Source organism: Caulobacter sp. GW821-FHT09B11 (assembly GCF_059418205.1).
The window spans coordinates 5,011-27,611 of record NZ_JBWKPK010000043.1 but is presented as its reverse complement, the minus strand read 5'-3'; the positions used below and the strand labels follow the sequence as shown (position 1 = coordinate 27,611).

Below are 22,601 nucleotides of genomic sequence, written 5' to 3'. Positions count from 1 at the left end.
GATGGCCGAGCCGCACGCCGACCCCGATTCCGCACCGAAGACCGCGAAACCCAAGCGGGGTCTCCGCCTCGACAAGGCCGCCCTGGCCGACGCCGGGCTGGAGGCCGTGTCGTTCGCGATGATGGCCTTCATCGCGCTCGGCTTTTCCGCCTATGCCGGCCGGCGCGAGATCAGCCGCGTGCTGGCCGAGGCCTGGCTGGCCGAGCGCGGCATCGAGGGGCTGATCTCGGTCGAGAGCCTGGACGCCAGCGGGTTCGCCGGCTCCATTCGCCTCGGCCCGGCCAACGACCCCTATTTCTCGGCCAAGCGCATCGAGGTGGCCTACGACCTGACGGCCCCGTGGTCGGGCGGGCCGTTCGCCATCGACACCCGCGCCGTGCGCATCACCAGCCCGCGCCTGCGCGCCCGCTACGACGGAACGAGGCTGACCTTCGGCAAGCTGCAGCCGCTGATCGACGAGGCGCTGAAGTCGCCCGGCGAGGAAAAGCAGGGCGGGCCGGCCGTGCTGGTCGAGGACGCCCGGGTGACGCTCGACACCCCCGGCGGCGTGGCCCGCCTGACCGGCGACGCCAGCCTCGACGACGGCCAGCTGCTGCGGCTGGACGCGGCGGTGGCGGCCATGCGCTACGCCACCGACAATCTGCAGGTCGAGTTGCGCGGGGCGGCCCTGCGCGCCCGCAAGCGCGGCGACCGCCTCACCGTCGACGCCCGCGCCGACGTCGAGGGGCTGGACGCCGAACAGATCGACCTGGAAGAGGCGGACGCCCGCCTCGAGGCCGACGTCGCCTATCCCGACCTCAAGCGGCTGGCGGCGACCGGGCCGGCCGACGTCAAGCTGTCGATCAAGGCGCAAGGCCTGCGGGCCGGCGAGACCAGCCTGGCCGATGTCGAGACCCGCCTGACCCTGGCGGGGCTGGTGGCCGGCGACTTCAAGAAGGGCGGCGCGGCCGCGCGGGTGTCGGGCCAGGCCCGGGGCGGCCGGCTGGTCGCCCCCGGCGTCGAGGCCCGCAGCTTCGCCGCCGAGATCGACAGCGACGCCATGCGGGTGGATTTTGACCCCGCCGGCCTGCGGGCCATCGGCCCGGCGCGGCTGCGCGGGACGGCCGACCAGGCCCTGGCCGGCGGCGCGGCGCTGAGCCGGGCGTCGGTGGATGTGAAGTCCTCGAACCTGGCCTTCTCGGCGCCGAAGGGCGGGGCGATCGGCCTGACGGGCGCGGTCAGCGTGGCGGCCGGCGTCGGCCGCGCGGCCCGCGACGGCCTGGGCCTCTCCAGCCTGGTGCTGGACGTCAAGGGCCGGTTCCGGGCCGGCGAAGGGCTGAACCTGAGCCTGGCCGGCCGGGCGGGGGCGGACGGCGCGGTGTCGGCGCCCGACGCCGAGCGCCTGACCGCCGGCCTGCCCAATCCCGCCTATGCCGGCGCCGCGCGCAAGGCCCTGGGCGACTTCGAACTCGACGCGCCCGACCTGCGGCTGGAGGTCGGCGGCGGCAAGGTTTCGGCCTTCGCCGGCAAGCCGGTGACGCTGGCGGCCGCGAGCGGCGCCAAGGCGACGCTGACGGCGGGAAGCGGCCGCCTGGTCGAGAGCGCCGGCGGCGTCTCGCGCGGTTCGGCGACCCTGGCCCTGGCGGGCGGCGGCCTGCCCGAGCTGACCCTGACGGCGAGCGACTGGCGCGCCGACGCGGCCGGCTTTACCTCGCCCGTCACCCTGGCGGGCGCGCTGGACGTGCCGCCGGCCGAGGGGATCAAGGTCAACGCCAAGGGCCAGGCCCGTTTCGCCGGCGGGGTGTTCGACGTGCGCCTCTCCGGCTGCACGCCGGTGAGCGTCGCCGCCATCGAGGCGGGCGAGGCCGGCGAGCGGCCGATCCAGGACATCGCCCTGGACGTCTGCCCGGTCGCGGCCCCCCTGGTGCGGGTGGCCGACGGCCGCTGGGAGGCCCAGGCGCGCTTCGCCAACGGGCGCGGGGCGATCACCGCCGCCGAGGCCAAGGCGCAGGACGTGGCCGGGACGTTCGTCGGCGGAGGCGCGGGCTTCGACCGCGCCGAGGTGCGGCTGACGGAAGGCCGGCTGGTCGACGCGGCCTCGGCCAAGCGCTTCGAGCCGGTGAAGGCGACGGGGCGGCTGGTGCTGGCCTCGGGCGTATGGAGCGGCGGCGTCGACGTCGGCACGGCCGGCGGCTTCGCCCTAGGCCGCATCGACATTCGTCATGGGGTGGAGAGCGGTCGCGGCTCGGCGGTCATCGACGCCTCGAACATCGTCTTTTCCAAGCAGCAGGGGCTACAGCCGGTGGCGGTCAGCCCGATGGCCGCCTTCGCCAGCGAGGCCGAGGGCAAGGCCAGCTTCAAGGGCCGCTTCGACTGGACAGACAAGGGCGTGACCAGCAGCGGCGAGGTCTCGACCCAGGGGCTGGACTTCCGCGCCAGTCCGCTGGGCTTCGTGGCCACGCTGAACGGCGACGTGAAGTTCGACAGCCTGGCGCCGCTGACCAGCGCGCCGGACCAGAAGCTGGCGATCACCCGCATCGACTCGATCGTGCCGCTGGAGGCGATCGGCGCGGTCTTCACCCTGGGCGCCACCTCGCTGAAGGTGACCGAAGCCAGCCTTACGGCGGCCAAAGGCAAGATCTCGATCGAGCCGATCGACGTGCCGCTGGACGGCAAGGCGATCAGCGGCGTCATCGTCATCGACGGCCTGGATCTGGGCGAACTGACCGCCGGCTCGACCCTGGCCGAGAAGGTCAAGCTGGACGCGGTGGTCTCGGGCCGCCTGCCGTTCCAGTTCAGCGACAAGGGCTTCAAGCTGCTGGACGGCAAGCTGAACGCCATCAAGCCCGGCCGCATCTCGATCGCCCGCGAGGCCCTGACCGGCGTCGAGGCCAATCAAACCGCCAGCCAGGCCGAGAACGACAGCCCGGGCAATCCCAACAACGCCGCCGTCGCCCAGCAGCCGGTCAACGCCATCCAGGACTTCGCCTACCAGGCCATGGAGAACCTGGCGTTCGACACCCTGGAGGCCGGGGTCAATTCGACGCCGAACGGCCGCCTGTCGCTGCTGTTCCACATCAAGGGCGAGCACGACCCCAAGGTCGCCGAGAAGGCCAAGGTGGGGATCCTGGAGCTGATCCGCGGCAAGGCCTTCCAGCGGCGGATCCCCCTGCCGGCCAAGACGCCGGTGGACCTGACGCTCGACACCTCGCTCAATTTCGACGAGCTTCTGGCCGCCTGGGGCCGTCGTTTCGCGGAAGAGACTGAGGACCGAGCGCGTTAGGCGAAAGTGTATGCGGTTTTGCCGGCTAACGCGCTCGATTGCAAAGAAGCCGTCTTTCATTCCAAGGAATGAAAGACTTGGGCCGTTCAGCGCCGGTTCAGCCGTGACCGCGCAACGTGAACCCCGAACTGGAGACTAAGCCATGCACAAGCGCGTCTTGATCGCGACCCTGCTGGCGGCGGGAGGCCTTATGGCCTGCACCCCGACCGTCCGCGTCAAGGTCGATCCGATCAACATCTACGCCAAGCTGGACGCCGACGTGCGGGTGCGGCTGGACAAGGAAGTCCAGACGCTGATCCAGCAGAACCCGAACCTGTTCTAAGAGGAGGAACCGCCATGATCCGCAAGACGATGACGGTCCTGGCCATCGCGGCCGCCCTGGGCGCGGTCGCAGCGCCCGTTCTGGCCCAGTCGGCCGCCGCCAAGGCCGCCGTGGACGCCGGCAAGGCCGCCGGCACGATCGGCGAGCAGGCCGACGGCTTCCTGGGCATCGTGTCGGGCGGCGACGCCGACCTGCGCGCCGCCGTGGCCGAGATCAACACCGGCCGCGCGGCCGTCTACAAGGACACCGCCGCCAAGACCGGCGTCACCGCCGACGCCGCCGGCCAGGCCACCGCCAAGCAGCTCTACGCCCGCCTGGCGCCGGGGCAGTACTGGAAGCCCCTCGGCGGCGGCTGGGTGAAGAAGTAGTCCGATTATCTCCTCCCCCGTGTAACGGGGGAGGGGGACCGCGAAGCGGTGGAGGGGGCGAGACTGGGCGCTGTGCCGGCCGTCGCCCCCTCCGTCACGGCGCTGATAGCGCCGCTCCACCTCCCCCGTTTCACGGGGGAGGAGCTAAGGCAGCGGAAGCTGAAAACGTCCCCCCCTCCGGCGCTTCGCGCCACCTCCCCCAGAGGGGGAGGATCTGACCCCGGATCCTTCTCCCCTTGCGGGAGAAGGTGTCGGCGAAGCCGACGGATGAGGGGTCTCTCAGATGTGAAACGCCGCGACAGCTGATCGGCCGTCGCGGCGTTTTGCGTTGGTGCGACCCCTCACCCGACCCCCTGGCGGGGGCCACCCTCTCCCGCAAGGGGAGAGGGAACCGGATCAGCGCGGGGCCATGCGGATGCCGCCGTCGAGGCGGACGTCTTCGCCGTTGAAGTAGCCGCAGGTGATCATGGTCAGGGCCAGCTGGGCGTATTCGGCAGGATTCCCCAGGCGCTTGGGGAAGGGCACCGAGGCGGCCAGGGCGGCTTTGACGTTGTCGGGGGCGGCGTTCATCAGCGGGGTGTTGAAGATGCCCGGCAGGATGGTGTTGACGCGGATGCCGTCGTTCATCAGGTCGCGGGCGATCGGCAGGGTCATGCCGATGACGCCGCCCTTGCTGGCCGAATAGGCGGCCTGGCCGATCTGGCCGTCCTCGCCGGCGACGCTGGCGGTGTTGACGATGGCGCCGCGCTCGCCGTCTTCCAGGGGCTCCAGGTCGAGCATGCCCTTGGCCGACTTGGCGATGCAGCGGAAGGTGCCGACCAGATTGATCTGGATCACCCGGTCGAAGATATCGAGCGGGAAGTGCTTGGTCTCGCCGGTGGCCTTGTCGCGGCTGGCGGTCTTGGCGGCGTTGCCGACGCCGGCGCAGTTGACCAGGATCCGCTCCTGGCCGTGGGCGGCGCGGGCCTTCTCGAAACCGGCGTCGACGTCGGCGTCGCTGGTGACGTTGACCTTGCAGTAGACGCCGCCGATCTCCTTGGCGACCTCTTCGCCGCGGGCCTCGTTCATGTCGAAGATGGCGACCTTGACGCCCTGGGCGGCCAGGGCGCGGGCGGTGGCTTCGCCGAGGCCCGAAGCGCCCCCGGTGACGACGGCGGCGACGGTGTTGTCGAGTTTCATGGACGTTTCCCCTGGGGTTGCGTTTAATCGTTGTGTTGAGGAGCGGTTTAACCCCATGAGCGCCGACGCCAAACCATCCCCCGACGTCAACGGCGGCGTCACGCCCGACGACGTGCTGGATCCCAGGAAGGCGCTGGTGCCGGCCACGGTGCGGGTCAACGAGCAGCGGGTGGCGCGCGGCTTCTGGCCGAAGATGCGCCGCGTGGCCGCCAAGGTGCCGTTCGCCGCCGACGCCCTGTCGGTGTGGTGGTGCGCCCGCGACCCGGAAACCCCGGCCGCGGCCAAGGGCATGATGTTCGCGGCCCTGGCCTATTTCGTGCTGCCGACCGACGCCATTCCCGACCTGCTGCCGGCCATCGGTTTCACCGACGACGCGGCCGTGATCGCCGCAGTGCTGGCCATCGTCGGCAAGAACCTCAAGCCCCGCCACAAGGACGCCGCCCAGGCCTTCCTCACCAAGCTCTCGTCGGATGACTGACACCGTGCTGTGGGCGATCTGCGGCTCGTGCGCCCTGGCCTACGGCCTGGTGCTCGTGCAGCGGCCGCCGTCGTTCCTGCGCACCGTGGTCAAGGCCGCCGCGACCGGCGCCCTGGCGGTGCTGGCCTATCTGGAAGGCGGCACGGTGCTGCTCGCCGTGGCCCTGACCCTGTGCGCGCTGGGCGACGTGTTCCTGGCCGGCGATCCCAAGCGCTGGCTGCCCTACGGCCTGGCGGCGTTCCTGGCTGGGCACGTCGTCTATGTGATCGTGTTCTGGCGCGAGCGCACGACGCCCAGCCAGGCCTTCTTCGTCATCGCGCCGGTCGCCGCGCTGGTGGGGGCGGTGATGCTGCGGCGGCTGTGGGGGTCGCTGGGACCGCTGCGGCCGGCGGTGCTGGCCTATGTGGCGGCGATCCTGGCCATGGTGGTGAGCGCCGCGGCCCTGCCGACCACGCGCTGGCCGGCGACGGCGGGGGCGGTGGCGTTCATGGCCTCGGACGCGATCCTGGCTTTCGACCTCTTCAAGGGCGCCAAGCTCTTCGGTTCGGCGAGGATCACGGCCTGGGCCGTGTGGTTCCTCTACATCGGCGGCCAGGCGGCGATCGCCTGGGGGATGTTGCGCTGACCCGATCCCTCTCCCCTTGCGGGAGAGGGTGGCCTGCGAAGCAGGTCGGGTGAGGGGTCTCTCAGACTTCGACGCCGCGAAGGCGGTCAGGCTGGGTGAGGCGTCTCATGTTTGAGAGACCCCTCATCCGACGGCCTTCGGCCGCCACCTTCTCCCGCAAGGGGAGAAGGGGTCTTCCCCCGGCTTTCAGTAAGCCCCGTCGCTGAACAGCCGCCCGATGTCGCCCTGCCACTCGCCGTGGAACTTCTCCAGCAGGCGTTCGGCCGGGGTGATCCCGCTGTCGGCGATCTCTTCCAGTTCGCCCAGATAGATGGTCTCGTCGAGGAAGCCGCCGTTCAGCTGGGCGCGGGCCTTCAGGCCCTGCTTGGCGATGGCGACGAAGTCCTTGGCGACGTCCTGCACGGTGCGGCCGGCGACCTTGGCCTTCAGGCCCAGGGTCGGCACGTCGCGGCGCAGGCCTTCGCGGTCTTCGACCGTCCAGTCCTTGGCCAGGTCCCAGGCGGCGGCCAGGGCCGCGTCGTCGTAGAACACGCCGGTCCACAGGGCAGGCAGGGCGCAGAGACGGCTCCAGGGCCCAGCGTCGGCGCCGCGCATTTCCAGGTAGGTCTTCAGGCGCACTTCCGGGAAGGCGGTGGTGGCGTGGTCGGCCCAGTCCTTGATCGTGGCCCGCTCGCCGCCGACCTCGTCGATCTTGCCGTCGATGAAGTCACGGAAGCTGCGGCCGGCCAGGTCGATATAGCGGTCGCCGCGCTTGGCGAAGTACATCGGCACGTCGAGCAGGTACTTGGCGTAGCGCTCGAAGCCGAAGCCGTCCTGGAACACGAAGTCCAACAGGCCCGTGCGGTTGGGATCGGTGTCTGTCCAGACGTTGGCGCGGGCGGACAGGAAGCCGTTCGGCTTGCCTTCCGTGAACGGAGAATTGGCGAACAGGGCCGTGGCGATCGGCTGCAGGGCCAGGCTCATGCGGAACTTGGCGACCATGTCGGCTTCGCTCTCGAAGTCGAGATTGGCCTGCACGGTGCAGGTGCGCAGCATCATGTCCAGGCCCAGGCCCCCGACCTTGGGCATGTAGTTGCGCATGATCACGTACCGGCCCTTGGGCATGACCGGGACTTCCTCGCGCTTCCACTGCGGCGAGAAGCCGACCCCCAGGAAGCCCAGGCCCAGCTCGTCGGCCACGGTCTTGACCTCGTCGAGGTGGCCGCCGGTCTCCTCGCAGATGTCGTGCATGGTCAGCAGCGGCGCGCCCGACAGCTCGAACTGGCCGCCCGGCTCCAGGCTGACGTTCGCGCCGTTGCGCTCGAGGCCGATGATCACATCGCCTTCCATCACCGGCTTCCAGCCGAAGCGCTGCAGGCCGACCAGCAGGGCGTGCACGCCCTTGTCGCCCTCGTAGGGCACGGGCGTGTGGCTGCCGAGATAGAAGCCGAACTTCTCGTGCTCGGCGCCGACCCGGAAGGCGGACTTGGGTTTGTTGCCCTTGGCGAAATAGGCGGTCAGGTCTTCGAGGGTCAGCGGGCGCTGATCCAGGCTGGCGGTGTCGGCCATCGCCGTCTCCCCTAAAATCGAACGCCACAGGAGGGGAGGGGCCCGTTCCCCCCGACCGCCACGAAACGCGTGGAGCGCAGTTGGGAGCCGTCTTAGCCGACCTCAAGAGGGTCCGCTACAATTAGCGTTACCGTTCGGTCTCGGACCCAGGATCCTTCTCCCCCTGCGGGAGAAGGTGGCGGCCGAAGGCCGTCGGATGAGGGGTCTCTCAGAACGTTGGCGTCTCATCCGGTCGATCCGCCGTCGAAGCGGACAGGGTGTTCGAACCCTCACCCGACCCGCTTCGCGGGCCACCCTCTCCCGCAAGGGGAGAGGGGGATTACTTCCAATCCCCCGCCGCGGCCTGCCACAGCGTCATGGCGCTGATCGCCGCCGTGTCGGCCCGCAGGATGCGCGGGCCCAGCGACACCGGCACGACGAAGGGCAGCGAGCGCAGGCGCTCGCGTTCCTCGGGGGCGAAGCCGCCTTCGGGGCCGATCAGGATGGCGGCGGGATCGCCCGTGCCGGCCAGGGCCTCGATGGCGGGTTTCGCATCGCCGCCCTCGTCGCAGAAAACCAGGCGCCGGCCCGGGTCCCAGCCGTCGAGGATCTTGTCGAGCTTCTCGGGATCGAGGATCGCCGGCACGTCCAGGCGGCCGGTCTGCTCGGCGGCCTCCATGGCGATGGCGTCCAGGCGGCCCAGCTTCATGTAGTCGATGTTGGTGCGGCGGGTGATCGTCAGCCGCACGCGGCGGGCGCCCAGTTCTGCGGCCTTCTCGACGATGGTCTCGACCCGGCCGCGCTTGACCATGGCGACGACGAGATCGAGATCGGGTGTGACGACCTGGGGACGGGTCTGCTCCTCGGCCTTGAGCAGGCAGCCGCGCTTGCCGGCCTCGACCAGGCTGGCGCGCCACTCGCCGTCGGTCCCGTTGAACACCAGGATTTCGTCGCCGACGGCGAGGCGCATCACCGAGACGAGATAGCGCGACTGCTCCTGGGTCGGAGCGATTCCGGCGTCCTTGGACAGCGGCTGGGGCACGAAGAGGCGGATCATGCGCTCCTTCTAGCGCAGGTTTCCTTTCTGGGGGTAGGCTCCACACATGACCAAGTCCCGCGACTACGACGAAGAGCTGCGCGACCTGCAGATCGCGCTGATCGCCCTCCAGAGGCACGCCATCAAGGAGGGCTGGAAGCTGCTGGCCATCTTCGAGGGGCGCGACGCCGCCGGCAAGGACGGCACGATCGCCCGCATCACCGAACACCTGCACCGCCGCCAGACGACTGTCGTGGCCCTGCCCGCGCCGACAGAGCGCCAGCGCAGCGAATGGTACTTCCAGCGCTATGTCGAATGGCTGCCGGCCTGCGGCGAGGCGGTGATCTTCAACCGCTCCTGGTACAACCGCGCCGGGGTCGAGAAGGTCATGGCCTTCTCGACGCCCGAGCAGCAGGCCCAGTTCCTGCGCGACGTGCCGGCCTTCGAGACCATGCTGGTCGAGAGCGGCATGCGGTTCTCGAAGTTCTGGCTCGATATCGACAAGGACGTGCAGGCTGAAAGGCTGAAAGCCCGGCGCGAGGATCCGCTGAAGGCCTTCAAGACCAGCTCGCTGGACGCCGTGGCCCAGGAGAAGTGGGACGACTACACCGCCGCCCGCGACGACATGTTGGTGCGCACCCACACCGAGACCGCCCCCTGGGTGTGCGTGAAGGCCGACCACAAGAAGGCCGCCCGGCTGAACGTCATCCGCTGGCTGCTGCACACCGCCGCGCCCAAGGGGGCGGCGGGCAAGAAGATCCTCAAGGGCGTGCCCGAGCCGGATCCTGAGGTGATCTTCCGCTTCGAACCGGCGGCCCTCAGTGACGGGCGGCTGGCGCGGTAGGGGCGAAACCTCGTCCTTCGACGAGCTCAGGGCGAGGTTTTCCACAGCCCGAGCCTATCAATTGTCCTCACCCTGAGCTTGTCGAAGGGCGGGGACCACGCACCTCGCCGCCCTACTTCGCCTTATCCTTTCGCTCTTCCGCCGCGTCCTCCTCGCCGACCTTCTCCTCGACCGCGGCTGAGAAGCGCTGGTAGGCGCCCAGGCCCACCAGCACCAGCACCGAGGCCACCAGCAGGCCGGTCGGATAGATCAGCTTTGCGACGTCTTCCCGGGCGGTCTTGAAGACGATCACCAGGGCCTCGAGGAACAGGGCGATGACCACGGTGGACAGGAACTTGGTCAGGCTGCGGCGGGCCTCGGCGGCGCTGCGTTTTTCGCTGCCGCGCGTGACCTCCTCCTCGAACAGGTACTTGGCGACGTCGAACACGGCGATGGCGACGATGATGTAGCCCAGGGCGTCGAGCACGGCGTCCGGGCCGGCCGTCTCCGGCGCCCGCAGCCCGTCCACCGCCTCCATGAACCCCAGCGCGATCAGCGCCAGGGCCGCCAGCATCAGCAGCAGGCTGGCGCCCGCGAAGACGGTTCGGGTCAGGTAGGTCATGGGACCCAAACGCCGCAGACGCGCGGCCGGTTCGTTCGCCCTAGCCGGGGAGATCGAGCGCCAGGCCGGCCTCGCGCCAGGCGGCGACCCCGCCGTCGAGGGCGGTGACGCGCTGGTAGCCCAGCTCGCGTAGGGTGGCGGCGGCCAGGGTCGAAATCTTGCCGAACTCGCAGCAGGTGACGATGCGGGCGGTCGGGTCGGGCAGGGCGGTGTTGACCCGCAGCTCCAGCTGGCCGCGCGGCAGATGCAGGGCGCCGCGGATATGGCCGGCCTCGAAGGCCTCTTTCTCGCGCAGGTCGATGACCACCAGGTCGGCGCTGCTGTTGGCGCCCAGCCGATCGTCGAGTTCGGCCAGGGCCATGAACGGCACCACGGCGGCGGCCTCGGCCAGCAGCTGGGCGACGGTCTTGCCGCCGCTCATGTTTGTGCGCAGGGCCTCGGTCAGATGGGTGGGGGCGGCCAGGTCGAGGTCGCGCATCATCGCCACGAAGGCGGCCCGCTCGGTCTTCCGCAGGCGCGGATTGGCGGCGATCTCGTCGGCGATCGTCGAGTGGCTGCGGCCCTTGTAGTCGTGGGCGGGGTAGACCAGCGTCTCGCCGGGCAGCTTCAGCAGCTTGTCGAACAGGCTGTCGAACAGGGCGTGCGGGTCGCCGGTCGGCAGGTCGGTGCGGCCCGTGCCGCCGATCAGCAGGGTGTCGCCGGTGAACACCCGGTCGCCCAGCACCAGGCACATGGAGTCGCGGGTATGGCCGGGCGTGTGCAGGGCCTTCAGTTTCAGGTCGCCGGCCACCAGCATGTCGCCGTCGTCGAGCCGCAGTTCGGCGTGGGGCGCGGGACTGAGCCGGTGCATCACCACCGGCGCGCCCATCGCCTTGCCCAGCGACCGGCCGGCCGAGAAGTGGTCGGCGTGGGTGTGGGTGTCGACGATGTAGCGCAGCGACAGGCCGTTCCGCAGCAGGAAGCCGCGATAGTGGTCGGCCAGGCTGAGCTCCGGATCGATCAGCACCGCCGCGCGGCTGCGCTCGCACCCGACCAGGTACGACCGGCAGCCGCCGGCGCTGAAGGTCTCGAACAGCATGGCCCCCGTCGGCATGACGTCAGGCCGGCTGGGGCACGATGCGCAGATAGGGACGCGGGGCCTCCCAGCCGTCCGGATAGATCGTCTTGGCCTCTTCGTCCGACACCGAGCCGGCGATGATCACCTTGTCGCCGTCCTTCCAGTTCACCGGCGTGGCCACGCGATGCCTGGCGGTCAGCTGCATGGAGTCGAGCACCCGCAGGATCTCGTCGAAGTTACGGCCCGTGGTCATCGGATAGCTGATCATCAGCTTGATGCGCTTGTCGGGGCCGATGATGAACACCGTGCGGACCGTGGCGTTATCGACGGCGGTGCGGCCGTCCGAGCCGCCTTCGATCTCTTCGGGCAGCATGTTGTAGAGCTTGGAGACCGCCAGGTCGGTGTCGCCGATCATCGGGTAGTTCGGCGCGGTTCCCTGCGTCTCGGCGATGTCCTGCGCCCAGCGGGCGTGGTTGGTCACCGGATCCACCGACAGGCCGATGATCTTGGTGTTGCGCTTGTCGAACTCGGGCTTCAGCTTGGCCATGTAGCCCAGCTCGGTCGTGCAGACCGGGGTGAAGTCCTTGGGGTGCGAGAACAGGATCGCCCAGCTGTCGCCGATCCAGTCGTGGAAATCGATCGTCCCCTCGGTGGTCTCGGCCGTGAAGTTCGGCGCAAGGCCGTTTATGCGAAGCGACATCCGCTTTTCCCCGATCCGTCCATGTCCTGGACACGCGCCGGAAGGCTAATCGGGCGGCGAGGGCGGGGATATGCAATTCCCGCATGAAAAAGGCGGCCGCCCCGTTTCCGGAGCGGCCGCCAGATCGTCCTCCAGAGGAGAGGCGCCCTACTGGGCGCCGTAGAGCTTCCTGACGTCGGCGCGGAAGGCGGCGCCGCTGTCGGGGCGGCTGTAGAACATGTGGCCGCCGGCGTAGTTGGACAGGGTCACGCGGCCGTTGGCGGTGGCCGGCATGGCGTCGACCACCAGGCGCGAGGCGAAGAACGGGCACGACAGGTCGTTGTAGCCGTGGACGATCAGCACCTTCAGCTTAGGGTCCACCGAGACCGACTTGCGCAGGTCGGTGACCGACTCGGTGTCGGGGCCGCGGCCGCGGTCCCAGGCCTGGTTGACGTCGCCAGACAGCGCCTCGTAGCGGCCCTCGACCTTCCAGCCGACGGTGCGGGTGGTGAAGTCGACGATGGCGCTGGTGGTGGGCGCAATGATCGAGTCGAGGATCGGGTCGTTGATCTCCTGCTCCGGCGCGTAGGGGAAGGGATCCAGCGAGGTGACGTTGCTGTCGTAGCGGCTGCCCAGGCGCCCGGTCTGGCGGAACACCTCGCGCAGGAACGACTGGGTCTCCAGCCGGCCGCCGGCGCGGCGCACATAGGTCGGATCCAGGCCCGTCATGGCCGAGACCTTGGTGGTCAGGCGATCCAGGGCGGCGGGATCGGAGCCCTTCATCAGGTCGACCATGTATTCGCCGCGGGTGTAGTCTTCGACCTCCTTGATGGCGGCCGGGGTCAGCTTGCCCTCACGCTCCAGCTTGGCGGCGGCGATCGAGGGCAGGGTCCACATCGACGGCAGCGGCGAGATCTCCTGGGCTGTGCGGCCGGCGCTCGACAGCAGCGGCGAGACCAGCACCAGGCCGTTGATCCCCACGCCATAGTCGGTCTGCAGGGTGTAGGTCAGGCGCGGGCCGCGGAAGCCGCCATAGCTTTCGCCGACGATGTACTTGGGCGACTGCAGGCGCTCGTTCTTGACCAGCCAGTCGAAGACGATGCGCGACAGGTAGTCGATGTCCTGCTTGACGCCATAGAAGCGCTTCTTGCTGTCCTCGGGCGTGGTCAGGCTGCGCGAGAAGCCGGTGCCGACGGCGTCGATGAACACCAGGTCGGTGAAGTCCAGCCAGCTGGCCGGGTTGTCCTGCAGGCGCGTCGGGGCCGAGGGGCTGTCGCCTTCGGCGCCGAACTGCACGCGCTTGGGACCCAGCGCGAAGTTCAGATAGACCGAGGCCGCGCCGGGGCCGCCGTTGAAGGCGAAGGTGACGGGGCGGTTGGGATCGCGCGGGCCGTCCAGGGTGTAGGCGGTGAACACCACCTCGGCGACCTTCTTGCCCTTCTCGTCGCGCACCGGCAGCGAGCCGACGGTGGCGGTATAGGCGATGGTCTTGCCGGCCAGGACGGTGGTCTGCTTGGCCGACTTGTCGGCCGGGAAGGCGGGCAGCTCGACGGCGGCCGGCTTTTCGGCCGCCTTGGCCTCGTCGGCCAGGGCCGCTCCCGGCAAGGCGCCGGCGGCTATCATTCCGATCGCGAGGGCCGCCCCCGCGGTCCACGACTTCCAAGTGCTGAGCATGTCGCCTCCCGAAAGCCTTCCGGTGCGCCGGAGGGCTCTAGCCTTCGTCCGTATCGGGCGCGATCAGGCGGCGAACGGGGCTCGCTTTCCCCGACGCGCTCGGGTGAGGTCGAAATGGCTAGAGCATGGCCAAGCTGTCGGCAAGGACGGCGCGGAAAAGTGGGCGCGCGGCAAGAACGTGCCCGCCGCCGGTGCAGCGCGTGATTGTGCAAGACGCGGGCGGCCGGGCCGGATTTCCCTTGTCCGATCACGACTAAGCACGAAAAACGGGTTCCGTTTTCTCCCCCGCCGCACTAGGAGTAGCCCCGCCTCGGCCAGGCCTGCCAAAGCGTCTTGCCGACCCCATATTCTGTCCGGCGCCGGTCCGGCGCGTTGCTCCAAGGCGAAGATCCCATGGCCCAATACGACGTCGTCATCATCGGGGGCGGTCCCGGCGGCTACAACGCGGCGACCCGCGCCGGCCAGCTGGGCCTGAAGACCGCGATCGTCGAAGGTCGCGGCAAGCTGGGCGGCACCTGCCTGAACGTCGGCTGCATGCCCTCCAAGGCCCTGCTGCACGCCTCGGAATACTACGAAGCCGCCGCTGGCGGCGAGTTCGCCAAGCTCGGCATCGAAGTGAAGCCGAAGCTGAACCTCGACCAGATGATGGCCCAGAAGGCCGAGAGCGTCGAAGCCCTGACCAAGGGCGTCGAGTTCCTGATGAAGAAGAACAAGGTCGAGTACGTGAAGGGCTGGGGCCGCATCGACGGACCCGGCAAGGTCGTGGTCAAGGCCGAAGACGGTTCGGAACGCGTCCTCGAGACCAGGAACATCGTCATCGCCACGGGCTCGGAGCCCACCCCGCTGCCGGGCGTGAGCGTCGACAACGCCGGCCGCATCGTCGACTCGACCGGCGCCCTGTCGCTGCCGGCCGTCCCCAAGAGCCTGATCGTGGTCGGCGCTGGCGTCATCGGCCTGGAGCTGGGTTCGGTTTGGCGCCGCCTGGGCGCCGAAGTCACCGTCGTCGAGTACCTGGACCGCATCCTGCCGGGCACCGACACCGAAGTGGCGACCGCCTTCCAGAAGATCCTCACCAAGCAGGGCTTCAAGTTCAAGCTGGGCGCCAAGGTCACCGGTGCGGCCGACAAGGGCAAGCAGGCCGAGCTGACCCTCGAACCCGTGGCCGGCGGCGCCGCCGAGACCCTGCAGGCCGACTACGTGCTGGTGGCCATCGGCCGTCGCCCGTTCACCCAAGGCCTGGGCCTGGAAACCGTGGGCATCACCCCGGACAAGCGCGGCGTCATCGCCAACGACCACTACAAGACCGGCGTCGACGGCATCTGGGTGATCGGCGACGTGACCTCGGGTCCGATGCTGGCCCACAAGGCCGAGGACGAGGCCGTGGCCTGCATCGAGCTGATCGCGGGCAAGGCCGGCCACATGAACTACGACATCATCCCGGGCGTCATCTACACCAAGCCGGAAGTCGCCACCGTCGGTAAGACGGAAGACGAGCTGAAGGCCGCGGGCGTCGCCTACAAGGTCGGCAAGTTCCCGTTCCTGGCCAACAGCCGCGCCAAGATCAACCACGAGGGCGACGGCTTCGTGAAGATCCTGGCCGACGCCAAGACCGACCGCATCCTGGGCGCCCACGCCGTGGGTCCCAATGTCGGCGACATGATCGCCGAGGTCTGCGTGGCCATGGAGTTCGGCGGTTCGTCGGAAGACGTCGCTCGCACCTGCCACCCGCACCCGACCCGCTCGGAAGCCATCCGCCAGGCGGCGATGGGCGTCGAAGGCTGGACGATGCAGGCCTAACTGGGCAGCCCTAGGATTGGGCCGGCCTAAAGGATAAGGGCGGGCCGGCAGGCCCGCCCCATTCGAAGATCGGAAAGCCCCGCCGGCGACGGCGGGGCTTTTCCATGTCAGGCGGCCGCCGTTGGTGCTGGCGCCGGCGCGGGCGGCGGCGGGGCGTCGATCGTCAGGTTGTATTGCTTGGCGATGCGGGCGTTGCCGATTTCCAGCGGTGCGAGGTTGTCGCCCGAAAAGCCGAGGAAGTGCGCGTCCAGTCCGGTCCAGTCCAGGTCGTCGCTCAGGCCGTCGTTGTTGAAATAGGCGTCCACCTCGACCTGGTACTGCAGCGGATCGGTGGAATGCGGACGGCGCACCAGCATCTGGGCCAGCAGCGGCGTCTGGCCGTTGGCCTCCGTCGAGCCCTTGGCGATGATGTATTCCCAATCGCAGTTGGGGCTGCCGTGCATGCCCGACCGGTTGAGGATCTGAAGGTCCGAAACCGACCTGCTCGTCACGTGCGAGATCGTCCGTGAGCCCCCGACCGACACGCTGAGGCCGTTGCGCGAGAAGCCGATGCTGCCGGTGAACGTCCAGCTGACCCCCGAGGTGTAGCTCTCCGCCGCCACCGTGGTGTTCGGCGAGGTCGCCTCCAGGCCCAGAGGCTCTCCCGCCGGCTGGACGTACGAGACGTAGAGGCGGTAGCCCGTGGGAGCCCGGTCGCCGATGGTGTCCAGGGAAGCCCAGCCGACCAGGTCGATCAGGAAATAGTCGTAGACTTCTCCGCTTTCGCCTCTGACGGAGAGCGCCTTGCTGATGACGGCGACCGACGAGTCCCAGGGCCCGACCTCGGTGTTTCCCGGCCAGTTGTAGGCAAGGGTGTGCTGTATCGTCGAGAGCTCGTCGAAGAAGTCGTCGGTCGTCGTGCCGTCGGGCATTTGGTTTCCCCCATGGATTGCGCGGCGTGGTTCGCAGGCGGCCGGAAAGCGTGCGTCGGCCATGCGATCAATCACGAATTGCATCGAGATTCCGCCCATGCAACCGGATCGGCGGGGCAGACCTCAGATTGAGACGCCTGGTCGAATTCGGGCCGCCCGCCCGGTGGACGCGCCGATGGTGGTGAGCCGGCGGAAGTAGGGCGATACGCCCAAGCACACCTAGTTCGTCATCCCGGCCGTAGCGCAGCGAAGAGCCGGGACCCAGGGGCCGCGGGTATTGCCTTGGCGGCTTCCTGATGTTTCTATTTTGTTCTCGAATTCGAGGGCGAAATGGAGCGCGTTTCCTACGTCTACATCCTCGCGAGCGATCGCAACGGCACGCTCTATGTGGGCGTAACCAACGACCTGTCGCGTCGGGTCTGGGAGCATCGCGAGAAACTGACGCCAGGGTTCACCAGCAAGTACGGCGTCACGCGGCTCGTCTGGTACGAGGTTCATGACGAGATCGGCGCGGCCATCCAGCGCGAGAAGCTGATCAAGCGCTGGCGGCGAGCGTGGAAGCTGGAACTGATCGAGCGGATGAACCCGCTGTGGCTGGACCTCTATGAGACCCTGAACTGCTGAACGGCGGTGCGTGTGGCCCCTGGGTCCCGGCTCTTCGCTGCGCTTCGGCCGGGATGACGAGCGTTTGTGCACGAGCGACTGACCAAACAAAAACCCCGCCGGACGGGCCGGCGGGGCTGGTAGTCATGAGGAGGATACGCCTCCGATACGCGGGGCGGTACGCGCACTAGATCGGGATCAGAACTCTTCCCAGTCGTCGCTGCTGGCGGCAGGAGCCGACGAGGCGAAGGCGGCGAGCTTGGCCTGGGCCGAGCGGACCGGGTTGACGCCCGGGCGGCTGTCGGCGCCGGCCAGCGACACGGCCGCCTTGGGGGCGGGACGGGCCGGAGCCGGACGCGAGACCGGCGGCGGGGCGCTGCGGCGGACCTGGCCGCCGCTGGCCGAGACGCGGGTGGCCTCTGCGCCGGCGACGCGGAAGCGCGAGATCATCTGCATCAGGCCGTTGGCTTCGCCCTTCAGCGAGTGGCTGGCCGCGGTCGACTGCTCGACCATGGCGGCGTTCTGCTGGACGGTCTGGTCCATCTGGTTGACGGCGGCGTTGACCTGGTTGAGGCCGGTGGCCTGCTCCTGGCCCGAGGCCGCGATCTCGCCGACCAGGGCGTCGATCTCGCCGACCTTGGAGACGATGGCCTGCAGGGCCTCGCCGGTCTGGCCGACCATCGACACGCCTTGATTGACCTGCTGCGACGAGGTCGAGATCAGGGTCTTGATCTCCTTGGCCGCTTCGGCCGAGCGCTGGGCGAGAGCCCGCACTTCCTGGGCCACGACCGCGAAGCCCTTGCCCGCATCACCCGCACGAGCGGCTTCGACGCCGGCGTTCAGGGCCAGAAGGTTGGTCTGGAAGGCGATCTCGTCGATGACGCCGATGATCTGGCTGATCTCGCTCGACGACTTCTCGATCTGCTGCATGGCGTCGACGGCGCCCTTGACCACGACGCTGGAGCGTTCGGCGTCGGCGCGGGTCGAGCCGACAACGCGGGCGGCTTCCTGGGCGCCGGCCGACGAACGGCGGACGGTGGCGGTGATCTCGTCCAGGGCGGCGGCGGTCTCTTCCAGGCTGGCGGCCTGCTGCTCGCTGCGGCGCGACAGGTCGTCGGCGGCCGAGGCGATCTCATCGCTGCCGGCGCCGATGCCGTTGGCGGCGTGGACGATGGTGCGCATCGCGTCTTCCATCTGGGCGATGGCGCCGTTGAAGTCCGATTGCAGACGCTTGTAGTCGGCCGGGAAGTCGGCGTCGACGCGGTAGGTCAGGTCGCCTTCGGCCAGGCGGTTCAGGCCGGTGGCGATGGCTTCCATGACGAAGGCCTGCTCCTTGGCGGCGGCTTCGCGAACCTGCTCGTTCTTGCGACGCTCGGTCTCGGTCTCGGCGGCGGCGCGCTGCTGGGCGGCCTCGGCGGTGCGCAGGGCGAGGGCGTTGTCCTTGAACACCTGGACCGAGCGGGCCATGGCGCCGACTTCGTCGCGGCGATCGGCGCCGACCACGTTCACGTCGACGCTGCCCTGGGCCAGGACTTCCATGGTCTTGGACAGGTTGATCAGCGGGCGGGCGATCTTGCTGCGGCCGATCCAGACGGCGAACATCAGGGCGGCGGCGGCCGAGACCAGACCGAACAGCATGGTGATGGCGACGCCGGTCGCGCCGTCCTTGCGGGCCTTCTCGACGGTGGCCTGGGTCTCGGCCGAATGCTTGTCGGTCCAGGCCGAGACGTCCTTGGTCAGGGCGGTGATGTCCGGATCGATCACGGCCATGACCATGATCGCGGCTTCATTGGCGTCTTGCAGGCCGAGGTCAGCGCCCTGGCGGCCGCTGTCGTAGACCTTCTTGAAGCGGGAGCGGAAGCCGGCCACGTCCTTGGCGGTCTCGGGGTCGGCCTGGGCGACCTTGTCGAGGCGCTCGTTGCCGCTCTTGAAGTTGTCGTCGATTTCCTTCGAGGCCTGGCCGGCGGCTTCCGACGAGCCGCTGTTGGCGACCGTGCGGTAGGCGGCGTAGCCGATGCCGGAGACGCGACGGTTGAAGCGGGCCATCTCGAGTTCGGCCGGGGCGCGCTGCTCGACGATCCGCACGACGGCGGATTCCAGCTTCTTCTGCTGCCACACGCCCACGCCCACGCAGGCGACGGCGACGAGCGCCAGCACGATGGCCGGCAGCATCACCTTGGTGGCGATCTTCAGATCGTCGAGTTTCATCAGGCGGTCCCGCTTTCAGCGTTCCCCCGCACGCCGCAGCGCGGCCGGAGGTGTTTCATCTTTGGACTTCACAAAGCGGGGTGCGCGGTAAAAGCGTGGTTAAGCCGGGAGTTTTCCCGTTTCCCCGCGACCGCTTGTCGCAGATCGTCGGTCGCCTTGCCGACCAAGTGTGAAGGCGAGCACAGTTCCGTTGCAATTTTGACGTCAGCTTCCGGCCCAGGGCGAACGCGCCCGGACCTGGGGAGGCGACCATGGCTCAACGGCCCAACATCCTGCTGATCACCTGCGACCAGTACCGCTTTCCGCGCTTTTCCTATGGTCCCCTGCACGGGCTGGACGAGGACCTGAAGGCGGTGCTGGGCTTCCAGCCGCTGGAGCCGGGCAACCACTACGCCCAATACTTCCCGGGGCTGACGGCCCTGCGCGACAACGCCGTGCTGTTGGCCAACCACACGGTGGCGGCCAGCGCCTGCACGCCAAGCCGGACGGTGATCTACACCGGCCAGTACGGTACGCGGACGGGCGTCACCCAGACCGACGGCCTGTTCAAGAGCGGCGATTCGCCGAACTTCCCGTGGCTGGCCGCCGACGGGATCCCCACCCTGGGCAGCTGGATGCGCCAGGCCGGCTATGCCACCCACTATTTCGGCAAGTGGCACGTCAGCGATCCGCCCAACCACTCGCTGCGCGACTTCGGCTTCGACGACTGGGAGGAAAGCTGGCCCGAGCCGCACGGGGCGGCGACCAACAACCTGGGCCTCTATCGCGACGCCGGCTTCTCGGACGCGGCATGCAGCTTCATCCGCCGCCAGGCCCTGGCGGTGAACTACGACCGCGCGACAGCGACGGCGCAGTCGATCGACCCCTACGCCTCGGGTCCCGATCCGGCCGACCTGAAGCCGTGGTTCGCGGTCGCCTCCTTCACCAACCCGCACGACATCGCCACCTATCCGGCGGTGATCGGCCAGGCCCTGCCCACGCCCGACGACAGCGGCGTGCAGGGAATCTTCAACCCGCTGACCGTGCCCCTCCAGGGCCAGAAGACGCCGGCCCCGACCGCCGGCACGGCGACCATCCCGCTCAATCCCGGCGGCTTCCCGCAGGACTGCGGGCACGTGCCGCCGACCTGGAACGAGGACCTGTCGAGCAAGCCCTCGTGCCAGGCCGACTACGCCTGGAAGATGGGCCTGGCCCTGAACGCCAAGACCGGCTTCAACGTCGCCCGCGCCCTGCCGACCCAGTCCGAGCAGCAGGCCCTGGAGGCGGCGGCCGACATCGCCCTGCAAGGCCCGATCCCGTTCCAGCTGACCGACGATCCGCGCGGCGGGGTGAAGGCCTTCGTCCAGCTCTATGGCTGGCTGCACAGCGTGGTCGACGTCCACATCGCCGCGGTGCTGAAGACGCTGGAGGAGACCGGCCAGGCCGACAACACCATCGTCGTCTTCCTGTCGGACCACGGCGAGTACGCCGGGGCGCACGGCATGATGATCGAGAAGTGGCACACGGCCTATCAGGAGGCGCTGCACGTGCCGGTGGTCGTGCGCTTCCCGCCGGCCCTGGCCAGCATCGAGACCCCGGACGGCGTTCCGCTGGCCAAGGACGCCCTGACCAGCCACGTCGACATCCTGCCGACCATACTGGGCCTGGCCGGCGTGCATGAAGCCGAGCGCGACGCCATCGCCGGGGTGCTGGCCAAGACCCAGCCCGTTCCCCCGCTGCCGGGCGTCAACCTGGCCCCGCTGATCCGCGGCGAGACCGACAGGGTGATCGAGCCGGACGGCTGCGAGCGCCAGGGCGTCCTCTTCATCACCGACGACGAGATCACCGCCCCTTCGCCGCCGCTGAACAATGCGCACAACACCAAGTGCGAGAAGGAGTTCGCGGTGTTCGACGTGGCGGTGGAGAAGCTGCGGGCCGGCAATCCCAAGCGCCCGCCGGTGGACATCGCCCCCGGCTCGGTGCGCCAGCCCAACCACGTGCGCTCGGTGCGCACCCAACGCTTCAAGCTCAGCCGCTATTTCGATCCGTCGGGCAAGGCGGGGCAGGAGTGGGAGATGTACGACCTGCTCGACGATCCCAACGAGGCGGTGAACCTCGTCTACGTCGAAGCCGACCCGCCCCGCGCCCGCCTGGACCCGGCGCTGCAGCCCGAGGTGGACCGGCTTGCGGCGCTGCTGGCGGCGCTGGAGGAAAGGGATCTTTCCTGACGGCTTTCCCACGCCCCAGCAAAACCCCAACCCTCGTCATCCCGGAAAGCCCGAAGGGCTTATCCGGGACCCAGGGGACCGGGCGCGGTGGTTGGGTTCGCCGCCCCAGCGTCGGCCGGCGCATTGCGGCGACCCCTGGGTCCCGGCTCTACGCTACGCTTCGGCCGGGATGACGAATTGTGGGTGCGTGGTGGCTCTCAAGCCCGCGGATGCGCCTTGCCGTAGGCCGCCAGCAGGCCCTCGGCGTCGACCTGCGTATAGCGCTGCGTCGTCGACAGCGAGGCGTGGCCCAGCAGGTCCTGGATCGAGCGCAGGTCGGCGCCGGCGCCCAGCAGGTGGGTGGCGAAGCTGTGGCGCAGGGCGTGGGGCGTGGCGCGATCCGACAGCCCCAGGCGTCCGCGCAGCAACTGCATGGCCGCCTGCACGTGGCGCGGCGACAGCGGTCCGCCGCGCTTGGCCCTGAAGAGGGGTTCGTCCGGTCCCAGCACGAAGGGCAGGGCGGCGACATAGGCGTCGACCGCCGCGCGCACGGCGTCGAGCACTGGCACGATCCGGGTCTTGCCGCCCTTGCCGGTGATTCGCAGCGTCTCAGGCAAAGGCGCGTCGGCGCGGGTCAGGGACAGGCCCTCGGAGATCCGCAGGCCGCAGCCCCACAGCAAGGTCAGCACCGCCTCGTCGCGGGCGGCCTCCCATTCCTCGCGGTCGGGATCGAGGGCGATCTCGGCCAGCAGGCCGCGGGCCTGGTCTTCCGACACCGGACGCGGGGCGCCGACCTTTATGCGCGGGCCGCGCACCAGGCCGATGGCGGCGTTGGGCGTGGAAAGGCGCGCGTCGAGGAAGCGGTGAAAGGCGCGGATCGACGACAGGCTCTGGCTGACCGAGCGCGGCGACAGCGGATGATCGCCCGAGCGCCGGAAGGCCAGATAGGCCCGCAGGTCGGCGGCCGAGACGGCGCCGAGGTCCTTGAGCGACAGGCCGCCGCCGTTGTGGCCCTCGATGAAGTTCAGATAGGCCAGCACGTTGTCGCCATAGGCCCGCACCGTGCGCGGCGAGGCGCGGCGCTCGTCGGCGAGGTGGGTGAGCCAGGCGGCCAGGGCTTCGCGGGCGGTCATGGCAGGAAGATCCTCCCCCTCTGGGGGAGGTGTCGCCGAAGGCGACGGAGGGGGGAGTTGGGGCAAGAGCTGTCAGCTTCGCGGAAGCTGAGAACGGGGGGGGGGGGGGGG

The 22,601-nt window shown here is 69.3% G+C and carries 19 protein-coding genes; 9 read left to right on the top strand and 10 right to left on the bottom strand.

From position 1 onward, the window contains the following. Position 1: 1 nt before the first annotated feature. The 3 genes from AC07N1_RS23145 (at position 2) to AC07N1_RS23135 (ending at position 3,952) form a co-directional block, all read left to right on the top strand. Positions 2-3,262 (top strand): intermembrane phospholipid transport protein YdbH family protein, encoded by a 3,261-nt coding sequence (locus AC07N1_RS23145; protein WP_494673928.1) that lies wholly within the window; start codon positions 2-4, stop codon positions 3,260-3,262. Positions 3,263-3,404: 142 nt separating this feature from the next. Beyond that, entirely contained in the window at positions 3,405-3,584 is a 180-nt protein-coding gene (locus AC07N1_RS23140) for a YnbE family lipoprotein (RefSeq protein ID WP_492856619.1), read from the top strand. A gap of 14 nt (positions 3,585-3,598) precedes the next feature. After that, positions 3,599-3,952 (top strand): YdbL family probable chaperone protein, encoded by a 354-nt coding sequence (locus tag AC07N1_RS23135; protein WP_494673927.1) that lies wholly within the window; start codon positions 3,599-3,601, stop codon positions 3,950-3,952. 396 nt (positions 3,953-4,348) lie between these two features. Here the strand turns inward: AC07N1_RS23135 and AC07N1_RS23130 are convergent, their stop codons facing one another. Further along, the gene (locus tag AC07N1_RS23130; protein WP_110120766.1) at positions 4,349-5,131 is read right to left on the bottom strand and encodes an SDR family NAD(P)-dependent oxidoreductase; all 783 of its coding nucleotides are present in this window, start codon (positions 5,129-5,131) and stop codon (positions 4,349-4,351) included. Positions 5,132-5,186: 55 nt separating this feature from the next. Here AC07N1_RS23130 and AC07N1_RS23125 point away from each other — a divergent pair, with 55 nt between their 5' ends. After that, complete coding sequence (locus tag AC07N1_RS23125; protein WP_492856622.1) at positions 5,187-5,609, top strand: YkvA family protein; 423 nt, start codon at positions 5,187-5,189, stop codon at positions 5,607-5,609. Continuing rightward, on the top strand, positions 5,602-6,234 hold the full coding sequence (locus AC07N1_RS23120) for a lysoplasmalogenase (RefSeq protein ID WP_494673926.1): 633 nt from the start codon (positions 5,602-5,604) through the stop codon (positions 6,232-6,234). The genes AC07N1_RS23125 and AC07N1_RS23120 overlap by 8 nt, the downstream gene beginning before the upstream one ends. A 186-nt stretch (positions 6,235-6,420) precedes the next feature. Here the strand turns inward: AC07N1_RS23120 and AC07N1_RS23115 are convergent, their stop codons facing one another. Beyond that, positions 6,421-7,782 (bottom strand): glutamate--cysteine ligase, encoded by a 1,362-nt coding sequence (locus tag AC07N1_RS23115; protein ID WP_494673925.1) that lies wholly within the window; start codon positions 7,780-7,782, stop codon positions 6,421-6,423. 319 nt (positions 7,783-8,101) lie between these two features. Continuing rightward, positions 8,102-8,818, bottom strand: a complete 717-nt coding sequence (locus AC07N1_RS23110) for a 16S rRNA (uracil(1498)-N(3))-methyltransferase (protein WP_494673924.1) — start codon at positions 8,816-8,818, stop codon at positions 8,102-8,104. Between the two features lie 46 nt (positions 8,819-8,864). Between AC07N1_RS23110 and ppk2 the strand changes: the two genes are divergently transcribed. Beyond that, positions 8,865-9,641 (top strand): polyphosphate kinase 2, encoded by a 777-nt coding sequence (gene ppk2 / locus AC07N1_RS23105; protein ID WP_494673923.1) that lies wholly within the window; start codon positions 8,865-8,867, stop codon positions 9,639-9,641. Between the two features lie 112 nt (positions 9,642-9,753). Here the strand turns inward: ppk2 and AC07N1_RS23100 are convergent, their stop codons facing one another. The 4 genes from AC07N1_RS23100 to AC07N1_RS23085 all read right to left on the bottom strand — a co-directional run bounded on the left by AC07N1_RS23100 (position 9,754) and on the right by AC07N1_RS23085 (position 13,652). Then, complete coding sequence (locus AC07N1_RS23100) at positions 9,754-10,242, bottom strand: GNAT family acetyltransferase (RefSeq protein WP_494673922.1); 489 nt, start codon at positions 10,240-10,242, stop codon at positions 9,754-9,756. 40 nt (positions 10,243-10,282) lie between these two features. Then, entirely contained in the window at positions 10,283-11,335 is a 1,053-nt protein-coding gene (locus tag AC07N1_RS23095) for an MBL fold metallo-hydrolase (protein WP_494673921.1), read from the bottom strand. A 4-nt stretch (positions 11,336-11,339) separates the two neighbouring features. Then, positions 11,340-11,999, bottom strand: coding sequence for a peroxiredoxin (locus AC07N1_RS23090; RefSeq protein WP_494673920.1), 660 nt, complete (start codon positions 11,997-11,999; stop codon positions 11,340-11,342). A gap of 147 nt (positions 12,000-12,146) precedes the next feature. Further along, positions 12,147-13,652, bottom strand: coding sequence for a S10 family peptidase (locus AC07N1_RS23085; RefSeq protein ID WP_494673919.1), 1,506 nt, complete (start codon positions 13,650-13,652; stop codon positions 12,147-12,149). Positions 13,653-14,045: 393 nt separating this feature from the next. Here AC07N1_RS23085 and lpdA point away from each other — a divergent pair, with 393 nt between their 5' ends. Further along, positions 14,046-15,449 carry a dihydrolipoyl dehydrogenase gene (gene lpdA, locus AC07N1_RS23080; protein WP_494673918.1) on the top strand — a complete coding sequence of 468 codons (1,404 nt, stop codon included), beginning with the start codon at positions 14,046-14,048 and terminating at the stop codon, positions 15,447-15,449. Positions 15,450-15,556: 107 nt separating this feature from the next. On the opposite strand, the gene AC07N1_RS23075 is transcribed toward lpdA, so the two are convergent. Then, positions 15,557-16,360 carry a hypothetical protein gene (locus tag AC07N1_RS23075; protein WP_494673917.1) on the bottom strand — a complete coding sequence of 268 codons (804 nt, stop codon included), beginning with the start codon at positions 16,358-16,360 and terminating at the stop codon, positions 15,557-15,559. A 330-nt stretch (positions 16,361-16,690) separates the two neighbouring features. On the opposite strand from AC07N1_RS23075, the gene AC07N1_RS23070 reads away from it, so the two are divergent. Then, a complete protein-coding gene (locus tag AC07N1_RS23070) occupies positions 16,691-16,984 on the top strand; it encodes a GIY-YIG nuclease family protein (protein WP_494673916.1) in 294 nt (97 codons plus the stop codon). A gap of 177 nt (positions 16,985-17,161) precedes the next feature. Here the strand turns inward: AC07N1_RS23070 and AC07N1_RS23065 are convergent, their stop codons facing one another. Next, entirely contained in the window at positions 17,162-19,171 is a 2,010-nt protein-coding gene (locus AC07N1_RS23065) for a methyl-accepting chemotaxis protein (protein WP_494673915.1), read from the bottom strand. A gap of 251 nt (positions 19,172-19,422) precedes the next feature. Between AC07N1_RS23065 and AC07N1_RS23060 the strand changes: the two genes are divergently transcribed. Next, positions 19,423-21,378: a sulfatase-like hydrolase/transferase gene (locus AC07N1_RS23060; RefSeq protein WP_494673914.1), complete on the top strand. Its 1,956-nt coding sequence runs from the start codon at positions 19,423-19,425 to the stop codon at positions 21,376-21,378. Positions 21,379-21,575: 197 nt separating this feature from the next. Here the strand turns inward: AC07N1_RS23060 and AC07N1_RS23055 are convergent, their stop codons facing one another. Further along, on the bottom strand, positions 21,576-22,490 hold the full coding sequence (locus AC07N1_RS23055; protein WP_494673913.1) for a tyrosine recombinase XerC: 915 nt from the start codon (positions 22,488-22,490) through the stop codon (positions 21,576-21,578). Positions 22,491-22,601: the final 111 nt, after the last annotated feature.